At 40.6% G+C, this 16,406-nt stretch carries 16 protein-coding genes; 14 read left to right on the forward strand and 2 right to left on the reverse strand.

Translation table 11 applies throughout. The features are described 5' to 3' along the window. Window positions 1-231: 231 nt before the first annotated feature. Window positions 232-1,719, reverse strand: a complete 1,488-nt coding sequence (locus AC1DSL_RS00835) for a hypothetical protein (protein ID WP_477530864.1) — start codon at window positions 1,717-1,719, stop codon at window positions 232-234. 632 nt (window positions 1,720-2,351) lie between these two features. Here AC1DSL_RS00835 and rpoE point away from each other — a divergent pair. From rpoE to AC1DSL_RS00890, 11 genes are all read left to right on the forward strand, one after another. Then, on the forward strand, window positions 2,352-2,903 hold the full coding sequence (gene rpoE, locus AC1DSL_RS00840; RefSeq protein ID WP_016428284.1) for a DNA-directed RNA polymerase subunit delta: 552 nt from the start codon (window positions 2,352-2,354) through the stop codon (window positions 2,901-2,903). Window positions 2,904-3,198: 295 nt separating this feature from the next. Then, complete coding sequence (locus AC1DSL_RS00845) at window positions 3,199-4,797, forward strand: CTP synthase (RefSeq protein ID WP_477530865.1); 1,599 nt, start codon at window positions 3,199-3,201, stop codon at window positions 4,795-4,797. A gap of 244 nt (window positions 4,798-5,041) precedes the next feature. Next, complete coding sequence (locus tag AC1DSL_RS00850; RefSeq protein WP_036659477.1) at window positions 5,042-5,401, forward strand: response regulator; 360 nt, start codon at window positions 5,042-5,044, stop codon at window positions 5,399-5,401. 93 nt (window positions 5,402-5,494) lie between these two features. Continuing rightward, window positions 5,495-6,352, forward strand: a complete 858-nt coding sequence (locus AC1DSL_RS00855; RefSeq protein WP_016428281.1) for a class II fructose-bisphosphate aldolase — start codon at window positions 5,495-5,497, stop codon at window positions 6,350-6,352. 91 nt (window positions 6,353-6,443) lie between these two features. Then, a complete protein-coding gene (gene fsa, locus AC1DSL_RS00860; protein ID WP_477530866.1) occupies window positions 6,444-7,094 on the forward strand; it encodes a fructose-6-phosphate aldolase in 651 nt (216 codons plus the stop codon). 32 nt (window positions 7,095-7,126) lie between these two features. Then, window positions 7,127-8,422, forward strand: a complete 1,296-nt coding sequence (locus AC1DSL_RS00865; RefSeq protein ID WP_016428279.1) for a UDP-N-acetylglucosamine 1-carboxyvinyltransferase — start codon at window positions 7,127-7,129, stop codon at window positions 8,420-8,422. An 86-nt stretch (window positions 8,423-8,508) separates the two neighbouring features. Further along, window positions 8,509-9,477, forward strand: coding sequence for a class II fructose-bisphosphatase (glpX, locus tag AC1DSL_RS00870; RefSeq protein WP_016428278.1), 969 nt, complete (start codon window positions 8,509-8,511; stop codon window positions 9,475-9,477). A gap of 127 nt (window positions 9,478-9,604) precedes the next feature. After that, on the forward strand, window positions 9,605-10,888 hold the full coding sequence (rho, locus tag AC1DSL_RS00875) for a transcription termination factor Rho (protein WP_016428277.1): 1,284 nt from the start codon (window positions 9,605-9,607) through the stop codon (window positions 10,886-10,888). 181 nt (window positions 10,889-11,069) lie between these two features. After that, entirely contained in the window at window positions 11,070-11,285 is a 216-nt protein-coding gene (rpmE, locus tag AC1DSL_RS00880) for a 50S ribosomal protein L31 (RefSeq protein WP_016428276.1), read from the forward strand. A gap of 337 nt (window positions 11,286-11,622) precedes the next feature. After that, window positions 11,623-12,624: a YeiH family protein gene (locus AC1DSL_RS00885; protein ID WP_477530867.1), complete on the forward strand. Its 1,002-nt coding sequence runs from the start codon at window positions 11,623-11,625 to the stop codon at window positions 12,622-12,624. Window positions 12,625-12,713: 89 nt separating this feature from the next. After that, the gene (locus AC1DSL_RS00890; protein ID WP_477530868.1) at window positions 12,714-12,959 is read left to right on the forward strand and encodes a hypothetical protein; all 246 of its coding nucleotides are present in this window, start codon (window positions 12,714-12,716) and stop codon (window positions 12,957-12,959) included. Window positions 12,960-13,133: 174 nt separating this feature from the next. On the opposite strand, the gene AC1DSL_RS00895 is transcribed toward AC1DSL_RS00890, so the two are convergent. Further along, a complete protein-coding gene (locus tag AC1DSL_RS00895) occupies window positions 13,134-13,289 on the reverse strand; it encodes a DUF1540 domain-containing protein (RefSeq protein WP_477530869.1) in 156 nt (51 codons plus the stop codon). 340 nt (window positions 13,290-13,629) lie between these two features. Between AC1DSL_RS00895 and AC1DSL_RS00900 the strand changes: the two genes are divergently transcribed. From AC1DSL_RS00900 to prmC, 3 genes are all read left to right on the forward strand, one after another. Continuing rightward, complete coding sequence (locus AC1DSL_RS00900; RefSeq protein WP_477530870.1) at window positions 13,630-14,244, forward strand: thymidine kinase; 615 nt, start codon at window positions 13,630-13,632, stop codon at window positions 14,242-14,244. A gap of 227 nt (window positions 14,245-14,471) precedes the next feature. Continuing rightward, window positions 14,472-15,551, forward strand: coding sequence for a peptide chain release factor 1 (gene prfA / locus AC1DSL_RS00905; protein ID WP_016428271.1), 1,080 nt, complete (start codon window positions 14,472-14,474; stop codon window positions 15,549-15,551). Further along, window positions 15,535-16,401: a peptide chain release factor N(5)-glutamine methyltransferase gene (prmC, locus tag AC1DSL_RS00910; RefSeq protein WP_477530871.1), complete on the forward strand. Its 867-nt coding sequence runs from the start codon at window positions 15,535-15,537 to the stop codon at window positions 16,399-16,401. The genes prfA and prmC overlap by 17 nt, the downstream gene beginning before the upstream one ends. Window positions 16,402-16,406 lie beyond the last annotated feature (5 nt).

Raw genomic sequence — 16,406 nt, forward strand, 5'->3', positions numbered from 1 at the left:
AATAAACCGCCGTCGTAAAGGAATAAACATCCTAACTAGTGTTATACACAACAGGAGCGAAGCGAAAACAAAACCATTAAATCTTTAAACCTGAATGGGAGCAATTTCGCTAAATCGCTGCATTGGCTCTTTTCTGTGAAAGAAGCTTGCTATATTTGAAAATCCCGGTTCCATGGAACAACTCCAGGGAAGCGGGATTATCATTTAACTCTTATAAATCATACCTATAACCTATAAAAAATACGGACCGATCAGGAAAAATAAAATCATGAAATTAACAGCCGTCGTATACAATATCAGCATATTACCATTGTCTTCCGACACTTTTGTACGCGAAAGGAAAACTGGCAATAAACATACTATTCCTGCCACAATAATTACTGCCGATACTTGCCAGAGCTCCGTTAAATAAGGAGCTTTCTGAACGATTTTTTCCGGATTGAAGACGGTTGCGAACAAGACAAGTTGGCTGACAACCAAAGCGACTGTATTCACCAATAAGGCAATGAAGTAGGCATTGGATCTACGCAATTTATGAAGTAAAGCAAGTGCGCCATAGCCAATACTTAGTGCCGGAACAAGCCAGGCGAAAGACAGCAACATCATCACGAAACCGTTAAACAAGATCGTTAACATGGTATAAAGTGCTTCTTTATTGTCGCCTTCCAGACCGTCTAAACTCTGTGCGCGTTTTTCTTCAGTAGTTGAAGAATACATGAGTTTTTGGACGGTTCCGTTTGACTGGAAATAAGCCAGGGTATCTATATTAAGTAAAATTGGATTGGTATAAAGATCTCCAATTTTCGTTGCAGCTGCCGCTTCAATGTGTTCATTGTCAGCAAGTCCAACATAAGCCTGATTCACTTTTTTGCCAGTTGAATCATAATGCGAAGCGGTGAAAGAAATATATGTATCGGCTTCACTCAGAAAAATACTTGGAAAACGGACATCTGTCAGTTTGATGCCGGTATTCTTATCGAAAAAAGCAAGTTGTGAGAAAGAAGGTGTCTCTTGCTCCGTTAACTCAAACGTGGCCGTTCTTATAGACTTTTGTCGAGAACCACCGGAATTGATTTCTATATCCAACAGCATTCCGAAAAGATTGTTTGGCTTCGAGAAAAGCGTCATCGATTGTATGATTTCACTTGAATTCGTGGTGAACTGGAACAATTCTTCCAATTCACTACCAGCTTCGTAAAGTGTGAACCGGTTAGTGAGAATGTCACGAGTCACGATGAAAATATGATCATCCAAAACTTTGGCTGTGAAAACTGGCTTCTCAGTGGTGAAAGGCATCACCGCACCATCACCTTGCTGAACGAACACTTTTTGATCAGTTGTCCAATAAACAAGCGTGTCGTCGGACTTTGTGAAATCCTCAACCTGGTCAGCAATCATTTCATTATTACCGTATTCAGTAGAGTAGATTAGCGAATCTTCAACGATAGTATAAGAAGTTTTTCCATCGCTCCATGTATTTTTCTTGGCATTTAAATCTGAATTCGACCATGCCTTCTCACAATTCATAGTCAATGAACATTCATATAAATCCAGTTGTCTAAAATTAAGCAAGCTAACTGCATAGCCATTTTTAGTCGGTACACTTTGAAGCTTTATATAATCACTTGCCTGTTCATCAGTAGGAAATGATCGGCTCCATTCAGGAGAAGGTGGCGCTTTTTGTTCATTCAAGTTAACCCAGTATTGGGAACCTATCAATAGGAGTAAGAGTCCTAAGGTGTATAATTTGAGTTTTCTGGTCATCATCGGGTCCTTTGCATCAAAGATGTATTTATTACTAGTATGGCATAGTTTTCCAATCGGATAAATATTAACAATTGGGCTTATTCAAAAAATCTAACTATTTATCATGCATTTGCGCTAGAGCCGCAGGTTTCGTATGAGCCAACTAGTAAGAATGTATAATTGTGAGTCTCATGAACATAAACTCTTTTTTAAAGGTAATGTTATATGAGAGCCGATACCCACTCTTATTAAAAAAGTACAAATAAAAGTTTACAATGCCAAAATTAAAAATATTCATAAATTCCATTTTAAAAAGATAAACTTATTAACTTAATTGGGTATAATAGAACAAGAGGAATTGGGAGGATGTCACAATGAAAAACAGCATACATATTGTCGTGGTTTTGGCATGCCTTATCGGGACATTTTTCTTGTATAACAAGCAAATGGGGTCGATTCCCTTACTGATATTATCGATTTACTTGTTTTATTTCGGGTGGACTACGATAAGGGAAACAAAAAACAACAAATCACGGTAGCATATTTCAATGAGGTTTGTATATAATGGTTATTATGCCAACGTATGTAGAAAGGACGTGCACGATTTGAAATTTCGTGAAATGACAACAGAACAACTAAGTGAAGAATCGTTTATCGATTTGGGATATGCAATATTGGAAGAAAAACACGAATCTCTGACTTTACAAGAATTACTAGATGAGATCAAAAAATTAAATAAATTTACTGAAGCTCAAATGAAAGAACGTATGCTTCAGTACTATACAGATATGAACATCGATGGTCGCTTCCTGGCGATTTCTGAAAACCGTTGGGGTCTACGCGAGTGGTACCCTGTTGAACAAATTGAAGAAGAAACAGCGCCTACTGTAAAAGTTCGCAAGAAAAAAGCAAAAGCTGATGTGGATGAAGACGATCTTGAAGATGATTCAGATGATGATGAAATCGCATTCGAAGAGGACTTCGATGAATTTGTTGAAGACGTAGATGGCGAAGAAGACTTCGACTTGGACGAGGACGACGATGAAGAAGAAATCGAAGAAGTGGCTGCTGAAGAACTTCTTGATACAGACGATGAATTCGAAATCGTGGACGAAGAAGATGAGGAAGATGAAGAAGACGAAGAAGACGAAGTATAATAACCCTTGACTTCTTAGTTCATTCAGATTAATCTTTTACTTGGGCTCCCTAAAAGGGAGATTGAACGCTTATATAATGCGCTCCCCCTGCAAACACTGCAGGGAGGGCGCTTTTTTTGTTTTTACAAGTGTAAAGCGCAACATTAGTTCAGAGTTGTCGAAAATAGCATGAAAACTCGTTTTTACTAAGTTTCAAAACTTACAATCGAGCCGAAGCTTGAAACGATCTTGAACTTTTTAACAGCACGCCTCACCCAACTTCATTTCAAATACACCATAATAGGAGGAGTTAGCTTTGACTAAATATATTTTCGTAACAGGTGGCGTAGTTTCTTCACTTGGTAAGGGAATTACCGCGGCTTCACTCGGCCGTTTACTGAAGAATCGTGGACTTAACGTAGCGATTCAAAAATTCGATCCATACATTAACGTAGACCCAGGTACAATGAGCCCGTACCAACATGGGGAAGTTTACGTGACGGACGACGGTGCCGAAGCAGACTTGGATCTTGGTCACTACGAGCGTTTCATTGACATTAACGTCAGCAAATTCTCAAACGTAACAACAGGGAAAGTATATTCTGCGGTCTTGAAAAAAGAACGTCGTGGCGACTACTTGGGCGGAACTGTACAAGTTATTCCACATATCACGAATGAAATTAAAGAACGTTTAGTTCGTTCTGCAAAAGAAACACATGCAGATGTGGTCATCACTGAAATCGGTGGAACAGTAGGGGACATCGAGTCACTGCCATTCCTAGAAGCAATCCGCCAAATGAAAGGCGACTTCGGTGCAGAAAATGTTATGTACATTCACTGTACGTTAATTCCTTACATCCGTGCTGCAGGTGAGATGAAAACAAAACCAACGCAACATAGCGTAAAAGAATTGCGTAGTTTAGGGATTCAGCCAAACATCATCGTGGTGCGTACCGAACATGAAGTACCACAAGATATGAAAGATAAAATTGCGTTATTCTGTGACATTAAAGCGAGCGAAGTAATTGAAGCGCGTGATGCGGAGTCTTTATATGAAGTACCGTTAGCGCTTCAAGAACAGCATATGGACCAAATCGTCCTAGATCACTTCGGCATTAATGCGCCTGAAGCGGATATGACGGATTGGACAGCTTTAGTTGACCGCGTGAAAAATTTATCGAAAAAAGTTCGTATTGGCTTAGTCGGTAAATATGTAGAATTACAAGATGCGTACATCTCAGTTGTAGAAGCCATGAAACATGCAGGGTTTGCATTCGATGCGGACATTGAAGTGAAATGGATTAACGCTGAGCACGTAAACGAGGAAAACGTTGCAGAATGGTTAAGCGATGTTGACGGCGTATTGGTTCCAGGTGGCTTCGGTGACCGCGGAGTTGAAGGGAAAATTGCTGCAACTGCTTATGCACGTGAAAACAACGTACCGTTCCTTGGTATTTGTTTAGGAATGCAATTGGCAACAGTTGAATTTGCACGTAACATTCTTGATTTAAAAGACGCTCATTCTGCTGAATTAAATCCAGCTACACCATACCCGATTATCGACTTGTTACCAGAACAAAAAGATATTGAAGATTTAGGTGGTACACTTCGTTTAGGATTACAACCATGTAAACTAATTCCTGGTTCAAAAGCATATGAAGCTTACGGACAAGAGTTAGTGTACGAACGTCACCGTCACCGTTACGAGTTCAACAACGAATACCGCGAGCAATTTGAAGCAGCTGGCTTCATTTTCTCTGGTACGAGCCCAGATGGTCGATTAATTGAAGTGATTGAAATTCCAAATCACCCATTCTTCGTCGCATCTCAGTTCCACCCAGAATTTATCTCGCGTCCACAACGTCCACAACCACTATTCCGCGAGTTCATCAAAGCGGCAGTAGGGGAAATTTAACCAAAAGCCCGTTCCTTTGAAAATGAAGGAACGGGCTTTTGTTATACTATTTATGGATAAAATTAGATATTTTTTTTAAAAATGCACTACAGGTATGGAATATCCTGTATTATAATAAAGGGATTACATTTTCTCCTTCATAAAAGCAAATTATTATTGAAAAATATCTTTTTTATGCAGGATTATGGAAAAGATTGTAGAATTATTAGAAATAGTACCAGTGCAAGCAAAGGGGAACGTTTTCATGAAACAGTTACTGATTGTGGATGATCAACAGGGGATTCGTTTGTTATTAAATGAAGTGTTTAAACGTGAAGGTTACACGACATTTTTGGCTGCGAATGGAATTGAAGCATTAGAACTAGCTGAGAGAGTTAAGCCAGACGGTGTGCTCCTAGATATGAAGATACCGGGGATGGATGGAATAGAAATTTTGAAACGTATCAAAGCGCGTACTCCTGACTTGCCGGTCGTCATGATGACGGCATATGGAGAACTTGATTTAATCAAAGAAGCAATGGATTTGGGCGCTTCACATTATTTCACAAAGCCCTTTGATATTTATGAAGTGCGCGATGCTGTAAACGGAATGTTAAAAGACTGACATAAGCAGGCAGTGGCAAACACTGCCTGTTTTTGTTATTATAAAAGATGGTTAAAAGCAATATTTCCTATTCATGAAACGGAGGATTCCTCAATGGCTTTAGTATCGATGAAAGACATGATGATCAAAGGRAAAAAAGAAGGCTATGCAATCGGACAATTCAATATCAACAACTTGGAGTTCACGCAAGCCATTTTACAAGCAGCAGAAGCAGAAAAATCCCCAGTAATCTTAGGCGTTTCTGAAGGGGCAGCTAAATATATGGGCGGTTTCACAACCGTTGTTCACATGGTTAAAGGATTGATGCACGACTATAAAATTACGGTTCCTGTAGCGATTCATTTAGACCATGGTTCAAGTTTTGAAAAATGTAAAGAAGCAATTGATGCTGGATTCACATCAGTCATGATTGATGCATCACATCATCCATTGGAAGAAAACATTTCAACCACGTCTCAAGTAGTGGAATATGCACACGCTCATGGCGTGTCTGTTGAAGCTGAGCTTGGAACTGTGGGTGGACAAGAAGATGACATTATCGCAGAAGGCGTCATTTATGCAGATCCAAAAGAATGTGCTGAACTGGTTTCACGCACTGATATCGATTGCTTGGCACCTGCACTGGGTTCTGTTCATGGTCCTTACAAAGGAGAACCGAATTTAGGTTTTGCTGAAATGGAAGAAATCTCGAAATTATCAGATCTTCCACTTGTATTGCACGGTGGAACCGGAATTCCTGTAAAAGATATTCAACGTTCGATTTCACTGGGAACAGCGAAAATCAATGTTAATACTGAAAATCAAATTGCAGCTACAAAAGCAATTCGTGATTTCTTGAATAGCGATGCGGATGTTTACGATCCACGTAAATACTTAATTCCTGCTCGTGACGCAATCAAAAACACTGTACAAGGAAAAATGCGCGATTTCGGAAGTTCTGGAAAAGCATAAATAAAATAGCATAAATAAAACAAGAGAATGTAAGGAGAAGTGTCGGAATACGGCCTTCTCCTCTTTTTCCATCAAATGGAGGCAACTAAAAATGAAATTTTTTATCGATACAKCAAACTTTGAAGAAATTAAAGAAGCACACGCTTGGGGTATTTTGTCAGGCGTAACTACAAATCCATCACTTGTGGCAAAAGAAAATATTTCTTTCCACGATCGTTTACGTGAAATCACTTCACTAGTAGAAGGTTCAGTCAGTGCAGAAGTAATTGCTTTGGATGCTGAAGGAATGATTAAAGAAGGTCGTGAACTAGCGGCAATTGCACCAAATATCACAGTGAAATTACCAATGACACCAGACGGTCTGGCAGCATGTTCAGTATTTTCAAAAGAAGGCATTAAAACAAATATCACGTTGATTTTCAGCGCAAACCAAGCTTTGCTTGCAGCACGTGCTGGAGCAACTTATGTATCACCATTCCTTGGGCGTTTGGACGATATCGGTCACAACGGCATGGATTTAGTCGGTACGATTGCACAAATTTTTGAATTGCACAATATTGATACAGAAATCATTGCTGCATCAATTCGTCATCCACAACACGTGACAGACGCAGCGCTTCACGGAGCACACATTGGAACAATGCCGATAAACGTAATGAAACAAATGTTCAAACATCCATTAACGGATAAAGGAATTGAAGCATTTTTAGCGGATTGGAATAACCGTTTAAGTGCAGAATAAGTTAACTCTTGAATTGATTGTAGGTGAATTACATGGAAGTGTATAAAATTAATGGGCAAAAACGTTTACAAGGAACAATTAAAGTGAGCGGTGCCAAAAACAGCGCAGTTGCTTTAATCCCGGCATCCATTTTAGCCAATTCTCCTGTCACGATTGAAGGATTACCGGAAATCTCGGATGCTTGGACACTGAAAGAGTTGCTAGAGGAAATCGGTGGGGATGTATCTTTCGACGACGGCACTATGAACATTGATCCTACTAAAATGCAAGGCATGCCTTTGCCAAACGGCAACGTTAAAAAACTTCGAGCATCCTATTATTTGATGGGTGCCATGCTAGGTCGCTTTAAAAAAGCGGTCATTGGCTTGCCAGGAGGCTGTTTCTTAGGACCTCGTCCGATCGATCAACACATCAAAGGCTTTGAGGCGCTTGGTGCCAAAGTGACGAACGAACATGGTGCCATTTATTTGCGTGCGGATGAATTGCGTGGAGCTAAAATTTATTTAGACGTTGTCAGTGTTGGTGCCACCATCAACATCATGCTGGCTGCCGTAATGGCTAAAGGGCAAACGACCATTGAAAATGCCGCGAAAGAACCTGAAATCATTGATGTAGCGACTTTGTTAACAAACATGGGAGCGAAAATCAAGGGTGCAGGAACGAACGTCATTCGAATCGATGGAGTTGATGAACTACATGGGACGAACCACACGATTATCCCCGATCGAATTGAAGCAGGAACATTCATGATAATGGCTGCAGTGGCTGGTGACGGTGTTACAATTGACAATGTCATCCCATTCCATGTTGAAGCGCTGACTGCAAAACTGCGCGAAATGGGCGTTAAGATCGAAGAAGGCGAAGAAAGTATCTTCATTCCGAAATCAGAGAACTTGCAGGCAGTGGATGTGAAAACACTGGTGTATCCTGGTTTCCCAACGGATTTACAGCAACCGTTCTCTCTTTTAATGACCCAGGCCAAAGGTTCATCGGTCATTACAGACACCATTTATTCAGCCCGTTTCAAACATATCGATGAGTTGAAACGTATGAATGCCAGTGCACGTGTAGAAGGGCGTACAGCGATTATTTCAGGTCCGACGAAATTGGAATCCGCTTCAGTTCGTGCATCAGATTTGCGTGCAGGAGCAGCCTTGGTATTGGCTGGATTGATTGCCGAAGGAGAAACTGAAATTCGCGATATTTATCATATCGAACGAGGCTACAGCTCGTTAATTGATAAATTGCATGGGCTCGGTGCAGATATTCGCCGCGAAACTATCGAAGATGAACACGAACATTCGAGCACAGAAGACAACGAAAAATAAAAATCTGACCACTTGTCACGTATGGTACAATGACAGGTGGAAGAATGACGCAAATAAATGACCGGATAACGGGAGGAACACACAAAATGGAACGCAGTTTATCAATGGAGTTAGTGCGTGTAACAGAAGCAGCAGCAATCGCTTCGGCACGTTGGATGGGCCGAGGTTTGAAAAATGAAGCGGATGACGCAGCGACTACAGCTATGCGAAACGTTTTTAACTCTATCCCGATGCAAGGGGTCGTCGTAATAGGCGAAGGTGAAATGGACGAAGCACCGATGCTATATATCGGTGAAGAACTAGGTCTTGGCATTGGCGGTCCGGAAGTGGATATCGCAGTTGACCCTCTCGAGGGAACAAATATCGTGGCTTCAGGCGGATGGAATGCGCTTGCAGTTCTTGCAATCGCAGACAGAGGCAACCTGCTGAATGCACCGGATATGTATATGGACAAATTGGCAGTAGGACCTGAAGCAAGAGGCCAAGTGGACATCAACGCTTCTGTAACAGATAACTTACGTGCGGTTGCCCGTGCTAAAAACAAAGACATCGAAGACGTTGTGGCAACAATTTTAAACCGCCCACGTCACCAAAAAATTATTGATGAGATTCGTGCATCAGGTGCTCGAATTAAATTGATCAATGATGGCGACGTTGCAGGTGCAATCAACACAGCATTCGATGAAACAGGCGTAGATATTTTATTTGGACTGGGTGGCGCGCCAGAGGGCGTTATTGCTGCAGTTGGCTTGAAATGTCTAGGTGGCGAAATACAAGGTAAATTAGTTCCTACCAACGAACAAGAATTACAACGTTGTATTCGTATGGGACTTGATGTAAACCGTGTATTCCGTATGGAAGACCTTGTAAAAGGTGACGACGCAATCTTTGCGGCAACGGGTGTAACGGATGGAGAACTTCTGCGTGGTGTACAATTCAAGGGATCATATGCAGAGTCTCATTCATTAGTTATGCGTGCGAAATCAGGCACAGTCCGTTTCGTAGAAGGGCGTCACAGCTTGAAGAAAAAACCTCATCTTATGATGGAAGACTAACTTCAAAAATATGTGCCTGGCCATAACTTGGCCGGGCATCTTCTACTAAAATCAATTCATTGCAGAACCAATCCTACCTTCAACTTGAATCGACACAACAAAATATGTAAAAGAGTGGTGCCATTTTATGACAACCTTAAAGATTGCTGAACTAGAAAGTATGACGTTAAAAGAACTGTATGCACTTGCACGCCAGTTCAAAATCTCGTACTACAGCAAACTAACGAAAAAAGAACTTATTTTTGCGATATTAAAAACACGCGCAGAACAAGAAGGCTACTTCTTCATGGAAGGTGTCCTGGAAATTATTCAATCTGAAGGGTTCGGTTTCTTGCGCCCCATCAACTATTCTCCAAGTTCAGAAGATATCTATATTTCCGCATCTCAAATTCGCCGTTTCGACTTACGTAACGGAGATAAAGTAACAGGAAAAGTACGCCCACCAAAAGAAAATGAACGATACTACGGCCTATTGCACGTAGAATTAGTAAATGGTGAAGACCCGGATTCTGCAAAAGAACGCGTGCATTTCCCGGCACTCACACCGTTATATCCAGATCGTCACATCAAGCTTGAAACAGAGTCAAACAAACTATCAACCCGCATCATGGATTTAGTAGCACCTGTCGGATTCGGTCAACGTGGCTTAATCGTGGCACCGCCAAAAGCGGGTAAAACGATGTTACTAAAAGAAGTGGCAAACTCGATTACGACAAACTATCCGGATGCAGAACTGATTGTCTTGCTAATTGACGAACGTCCAGAGGAAGTTACGGATATCGAGCGTTCTGTGAATGCCGATGTTGTAAGCTCAACGTTTGACGAAGTACCAGAAAATCACGTAAAAGTTGCGGAATTGGTTCTTGATCGTGCGATGCGTTTAGTTGAACACAAACGTGACGTCATCATCCTGATGGACTCCATTACACGACTGGCACGTGCGTACAACTTAGTGATTCCACCAAGTGGTCGTACATTATCTGGTGGTATTGACCCTGCTGCATTCCATCGTCCAAAACGTTTCTTCGGTGCAGCACGTAACATTGAAGAAGGCGGAAGCTTAACAATTCTTGCAACAGCTCTAGTTGATACAGGATCACGTATGGATGAAGTGATTTACGAAGAATTTAAAGGAACAGGAAACTTGGAGCTTCACCTAGACCGCAATTTGGCAGAGCGTCGTATTTTCCCGGCACTCGACATCCGTCGCTCGGGAACACGAAAAGAAGAACTACTTATTCCTTCAAATCAACTCGAAAAACTATGGGCAATTCGCAAAACATTCTCGGATTCGCACGATTTCGGCGAACGCTTCCTAAAAAAATTGCGTCAATCGAAATCAAACGAAGATTTCTTCAACCAGCTCAATGACGATATGAAAGCTCATCGTGGTGGCAAGGGACTGCTATAAGATAAATTGTAGTTCCTTATTTAAACAAAAGGGTTGATTTCGTAAGTCCTTTTTGCTATAATTTAGTTCGGTAGATTTACCATACTCTGTGACATATACGGCTGAACTGAACGGGTCGTGTAAGGTGACAGTTAAATAACCCACTCTGTTCCAGATGGTTCAGGGCGAGAGGAGATTTAAGATGAAACCAGGAATTCATCCCGATTACAAAACAGCTACAGTTACATGTTCATGTGGTAACTCGTTCGAAACAGGATCAGTAAAAGAAGACATCAAAGTTGAGTTTTGCTCAGAATGTCATCCATTCTATACTGGCCGTCAGAAATTCGCAGCAGCGGATGGCCGTGTTGATCGTTTCAACAAAAAATACGGTCTTAAAGAAGAAATCAACGAATAATCACAAAATACCCGCTTAGAGTTTCGACTCTATGCGGGTATTTTTTATTTTATTTAAGGTGAGCGGTCAGTTAGTTGAATTCTGGGGAGTTTAGTTGTAAAAAGAGAAATTTGATTGAATTGAATAAATAATGGAAGTGAACTCTTAATCTCATCACAAATAGAAAAGCTACCCTGTAAAGGCAGTCGGTTCTTCAACTAAGCACTCCTTAGTTGATAAATGAAATCTTCCTGTTGTTGGTATTATTCTAGACGGTTCCCAAAATAGATAAAGTGTAATATATGTTAAAATAATCTTTGGGCGTGAGCGAAAGAAAACTATTTAGTGAGGTAGAGAAATGACGAGAAAAGTTGTATACATTTTACCTGGACTACTGGTTTGTATTGCAATTGCAATGATAGGTATAGCACTCGGAAGATTTTTCCCTAATTTAGGGAGTGGTTTATTTGCAATTCTAATTGGTATATTAATTGGTAATTTAAAAATAGGTTCTTATTCCATATTAAAGCCGGGGGAAAAGTTTTCGGGAAGTACTTTACTGTACTTTTCCATTGTTTTATTAGGAGCAACCTTAACATTCAATTCATTATTTGAAATTGGAATGTTAGGTCTTGCTTATATTCTCATTCAAATGGCAGGAACGATTATGTTTGTTATTTGGTTAGGAAAAAAACTGCGATTCGGTGAAGATTTTGGTTTGCTGATGGCAAGTGGAAATGCGGTCTGTGGTTCATCTGCGATTGCGTCGACTGCACCAGCTATCCAGGCTAAAGAATCTGATGTGGCCGTTTCTATTACGATTGTCAATCTGCTAGGTACGGTTTTGATGATCTTGTTACCAGTGATAACAAGTGCGATTTTTCATAACGATGTATTGCAGTCGTCTGCATTAATAGGTGGAACATTACAATCTGTTGGACAAGTAGTAGCTAGTGGGAGCATTGTTGGTGAAGCGGTAAAGGATCAAGCAGCCGTCTTTAAAATCAGCCGAATTATCTTTATGGTAGCTGTTGTTTTTGTTTTGAAACAGATCAAACTTAATAATGGAGAACAGCCAAAATCGCAGGAGTCATTTCAATGGCGTACAATCGTTCCATGGTATGTCGGGGGCTTTTTCATATTATGTTGTTTGAATAGTAGTTTACAATTCCCTGCAACAGTTACACATTCAATTAAGGGGTTCGGAAACTATTTGGAAATCATCGCTTTGGCGGGGATTGGAATGAGTGTGAAAATAAAAGACCTTACACTGCACGGCTGGAAGTTATCGGCTTATGCCGGGGGAATCGGTCTATTCCAGATTGTATTTGCTCTATTATTGATTTTTATTTTATTGTAAGCTTCACATAAAAAAACGTCTCATGAATCCTAATTGTTAGCCATATATTTAAACAATATAAGTTGGGATATATGGAGGATGAGTAGATCATGCAAACAAAAGAAATGCGCTTACGTCGAATCCAACATCTTGCTCATGAAATTATGGATGAGATGAATGTAAGGAAAGAGCAAAGACGATTTGATACAAGACTTGTGATTGATAATCTATCCCGGGCAATCGGCGATTTATCAGATCCATTGGGTAATTATTCACTTGACTATTTAGAAGAAAAAGTGGGAAATGCACATTGCCTGCTATTTAAAACTGAAAAAAACATACACTTTCATCCTTAACTCCACTTGGGGTACCTCAGCATAACACAGCTGGTATAAAATATTTTTACTCCATTCCTTTTTCAAAGCGGATAGAAAAAATAAAATGAATTCATAAACTTGAATGAAAAAGATAATTATCATCATTACTATAAATAATAAAGGGCAACCAAAATGATGGTTACCCTCAAAAGTTTAAGCTTTTGTTACAAATGTTTTGCAATCCGTTTCTTCACTATTGGATGCCTTTTTGCCCTTATGACTGACTACATAAATAGAATCCGCTTTACATTTGTTTCCGGAGTCCCAATGCTTACAGTTATTCACTTCACACAGAACATCTTGAGCCATAGTATCACACCTCCTATTTTGTTATTATTAGCAAATTTGAGGTGACTGATACTTTTTTTATTTAAGTGGAGTGTAATTCTTACTGTATGTGTTAAAAGTTAAGCAAAAGGCTGCCGAGCAAAGCGAATAGCCCCGTTATTAAAACCTTTGAATTGCGCCACACGCTGATGCTTAGTGGGTGTTTCTATTCTATTTGAGAGGACAATTGATAGAATGATGACTGATATTCTAGAATAAATATTTTCCTCTATATCACATAACTTTATGAAAGAAAAGACGGGAAATGCAACATAATTTTCTGTATGATGGGGGATAGAGAGTTTTGAAAGGAGTGACTTCCATGTACGTGATGTCACAAACTGGCTGGGTAGAAGTCATTTGCGGAAGTATGTTTTCCGGGAAATCAGAAGAATTAATTCGTCGTGTACGACGCGTGCAATTTGCGAAACAAAAAATTGCCGTGTTCAAACCACGTATAGATAATCGTTACAGTGAAGAAGAAGTCGTAAGCCACAATGGCACGAAAGTGATTGCAATGCCAGTTGAGCGATCAAAAGATATATGGGCGCATATTTCGGATGAATATGATGTCATTGGAATCGATGAAGCCCAATTCTTTGATGAAGGAATTGTGGATGTCGTGGAGCGTTTAGCGAATCATGGATTCCGCGTCATTGTTGCCGGTCTGGATCAAGATTTCCGAGGGGAACCATTTGGACCAATGCCAAAACTAATGGCAGGTGCTGAACAAGTAACGAAATTGCAGGCTGTTTGCCAAGTGTGCGGTTCACCTGCAAGTCGAACGCAACGCCTTATTAACGGAGAGCCAGCTGGCTATGAAGATCCAATTATTTTGATTGGAGCAACAGAAGCTTATGAACCCCGTTGCCGTCACCACCACGAAGTACCAGCAGGCGTTACTCATCAAACTTCATTAGTGTACGAGAAAGAGTAGCGATTGCTGCTCTTTTTCTTTTTGGCTTTGTAAAACAATACTGTTCTTTTGCTAGACGAAAATGTACTCTTTCGTTTGTTTTTCAATATCAACAGCATTCATTGCCGGTTCGTCTGCGGAAAGGGAGCAGATTCCTTTACGTTATATCCAGCTAAGCTGTAGTGGCAATTTCGCCTCTTTTTCTATATAATTATACTGTTAATCACATGAACGGATGAGGTGAAAGTATGTTTGATCGCTTACAATCGGTAGAAGACCGATATGACCGCTTAAATGAATTGCTCAGTGACCCTGAGATTGTTAATGATATGAATAAACTACGTACGCTTTCGAAAGAACAGTCGGACTTACAAGATACGGTCAATGCATACCGTGAATACAAACAAGTCAAAGAGCAGCATGCTGATGCGAGAGCCATGCTTGACGATAAGCTCGATGCAGATATGCGTGAAATGGTGAAAGAAGAAATGAACGATTTGGCGGCTCAAATTGAAGAGCTGGAAGAACGTTTGAAACTGTTATTGATTCCGAAAGACCCGAATGATGAAAAGAATGTAATCATGGAAATTCGTGGAGCTGCCGGTGGAGACGAAGCTGCTCTATTTGCAGGGAACTTATTCCGCATGTACAGCCGCTACGCAGACACGCAAGGCTGGAAAATTGAAATTATGGATGCTTCTCCTACTGGAATTGGTGGCTATAAAGAAGTGATCTTCATGATTAACGGTAACGGAGCGTACTCGAAAATGAAATATGAAAACGGTGCTCACCGTGTTCAACGTGTTCCTGAAACGGAGTCTGGTGGACGCATTCATACGTCGACAGCAACCGTTGCATGTCTTCCAGAAGTGGAAGAAGTAGATGTAGAAATTCATGAAAATGATATTCGTACAGATACGTATGCATCTTCAGGTGCCGGCGGTCAGTCCGTTAATACAACAATGTCAGCTGTTCGTCTAACACATATTCCGACTGGCACAGTAGTAACTTGCCAAGATGAAAAGTCACAAATTAAAAACAAAGCTAAAGCCATGACGGTTCTTCGCGCACGTGTTGCAGATAAATTCCGTCAAGAAGCACAGGCTGAGTATGACGCTGTCCGTAAATCTGCAGTCGGTTCAGGAGACCGTTCAGAACGAATTCGCACATACAACTATCCACAAAATCGCGTGACCGACCACCGCGTTGGATTGACCATTCAAAAATTGGATCAAATCATGGAAGGTAAACTCGATGAAATCGTGAATGTTCTCATAATGACGGACCAATCCGAAAGACTTGAGCGCATGAATGAAACCAATGTGTAAATATGTATACGAGGCTCTCGCGCGAGCCTCGTCTTTTTTAATAGAAAACGGTCGAGAAGAACCAGTCGCGCGTATGTTGCTACAACATGTTTTAAATAAAACACACGTCCAGTTACTCATGGATATGCGTGAAGAAATTTCAGACAGCCAATTCAATCAGTATTGGTCACTCATTGAACAGCACAAAGACGGAAAGCCTGTTCAATACATTATCGGGTCGGAAGAATTTTATGGTCGAACGTTCTCTGTCAATGAACATGTCCTTATTCCACGCCCTGAGACGGAAGAACTTATTGTGGAAACGACTGCCCGTATAAAGCGTTTGTTCAACAATCAAACGGAGTTAAATCTTGCGGATATTGGGACAGGCAGTGGGGCAATCGCCATTACAATGAAGGCTGAAGTTCCTGCTTTACAAGTCACAGCAACCGATTTATCCCAACAGGCACTGAAAGTGGCACAAGCAAACGCAGCTGAACTTGATGCAGACATCACATTCAAGCTTGGTGATTTAACCGCTCCTATTGCAAATGAAAAGTGGGATATCGTATTATCGAACCCTCCCTATATTGCACACGAAGAAGCTACGACTCTATCAGATACTGTATTAAACTATGAGCCTCATAGTGCTCTTTTTGCTGATGAAGAAGGACTTCAGTTATATAAAAGGTTAGCTGTAGAACTCCCTGCAATCATGAATCGACCTGCACTGATTGGTCTGGAAATCGGCTATGCGCAAGGTCCCGCTGTCCAATCTTTCTTCCAAAAATCGTTCCCAACTGCTCAAGTTGATATAGTAAAAGATATAAACGGAAAAGAAAGAATGATTTTTTGTGAGATTCGTGAATAAACTAT

The sequence above is a fragment of the Paenisporosarcina sp. P4_D4 genome (genome assembly GCF_056401835.1).